We start from the raw sequence: 1,613 nt of genomic DNA on the forward strand, positions 1-1,613 counted from the left end.
AAGCGCCGAACCAAGCGGCATCGAGTTACCCATGTGTCCGACCAGCACCGGAAAACCCGCCGAGACGATCCGTCCGAAGTTGTAGCAAAAGCCCACGCCGGTACCGCGGATGCCTTGCGGATAAAGTTCGTTGAACAGCGCGCCGAGCGTGGCCGGGATGCCCGCTGCGAAGAGGCCGAGCGGGAAGCTGAGGAGCAGCATCGCGGTGTCGCCCATTGGCAGGAAGACATAGAGGTTGACCGTCGCGACGCAGCATACGGCGAACAGGATCACGTTGAGCCTGCGGCCGATCCGGTCCTGAAGCCACGCGCTCACGAAACAGCCGCAGATGAACGCCGTAATGACGACGGCGAGATACCCCCCCGTGCCGAGCACGGACAGGTGCCGCTCCGTCTTGAGGTATGTGGGTAGCCAGGTTGTGATCGCGTGATAGCCGCCGTGCGCGCCAACGCCGATGAGTGCGCCCACGATCGTTGTACGGATCACTGACCGGTCGAAGATGCTGCTTGCCGCGGGCAGCGCCTGCCTGGCCGACCCCGCACTTAGGGCGGCCCGTGGCGGCTCGACCACGTTACGGCGCAGATAGAGCACGAGCCCCGCTGGAATCACCCCGATACCGAACAGCAACCGCCACGCCCACTCCGGCGACACAAATGAGAACACCAGCATGTAAAGAAGCACGGCGCCTGCCCAGCCGAAACCCCACGCGCTTTGCACGATGCCCATTGCCTTGCCACGATGTTCCGCGCGAATGGTCTCGCTCAAGAGCACCGCGCCCGCGGTCCATTCGCCGCCAAACCCCACGCCCTGCAGAGCCTTGAGCGCAAGCAACTGTTCGAAGTTCTGCGCGAAGGCGCTGAGGAACGTGAAGAGCGAGAACCAGACCACGGTGATCTGCAGCGCGCGCACGCGGCCATAGCGGTCCGACAACATGCCCGCGAGCAGTCCACCCAACGCACCGGCAACGAGCGTTGCGCCGCCGATCAACCCCGCTTGGCCCTTGCCGATACCCCAGGTCACGAGCAAGGTCGGGATCACCAGGCTGAACAACTGCGTGTCCACGCCGTCGAGAGCCCAGCCGGCGAAGCAGCTCCACAGGGTGCGTTTTTCCGTCGCCGATATGTCGCGGTACCAGTTCACTTGTTGTCTCCAGACTGTATTTTTTGGGACGAAGTCGCTCACTCATGCGTCTCATCCATGGAGGCATTTTAGGGACCACTGGGATAAAGATATATGATGCAAATGATCATTTTTCATATCGTTTTAATATGGATACGCGAAACCTGAAGTACTTCCTCGCCGTCGCCGATGCCGGCAGCGTCACCCGCGCCGCCGACCGTCTGAACATCGCGCAGCCCGCGCTGAGCCAGGCGCTTACGCGCATGGAGAAGGAACTGGGCGTCAAGCTTTTCAGCCGGACGCGGCGTGGCGCGGACCTGACTGCGGCCGGGCTGGCGATCGTGGAGGACGTGCGGATGAGCGTCGCGAGAATCGATGCCGCCTCGCACCGCGCTCGCGAGATCGGCGCGCACCGCGCTGGGCGGCTGACCGTGGGATTCGCGTCGGCGGCGCTGTTCGAGGTGCTGCCGCGAGCGATTGCGGCGCTGCGCGCG

Annotated in this window: 2 protein-coding genes; one reads left to right on the forward strand and one right to left on the reverse strand. The window is 63.7% G+C overall.

Translation table 11 applies throughout. The features are described from left to right. Window positions 1–1,140, reverse strand: a 1,140-nt coding sequence (locus tag M0954_RS10385; RefSeq protein ID WP_297353043.1) for an MFS transporter, incomplete at its 3' end; no start/stop codon positions are given. Window positions 1,141–1,268: 128 nt separating this feature from the next. On the opposite strand from M0954_RS10385, the gene M0954_RS10390 reads away from it, so the two are divergent. Beyond that, window positions 1,269–1,613, forward strand: a 345-nt coding sequence (locus tag M0954_RS10390) for a LysR family transcriptional regulator (protein ID WP_297353045.1), incomplete at its 3' end; no start/stop codon positions are given.

Source organism: Paraburkholderia sp. (assembly GCF_026225065.1).
GTDB lineage: Bacteria > Pseudomonadota > Gammaproteobacteria > Burkholderiales > Burkholderiaceae > Paraburkholderia.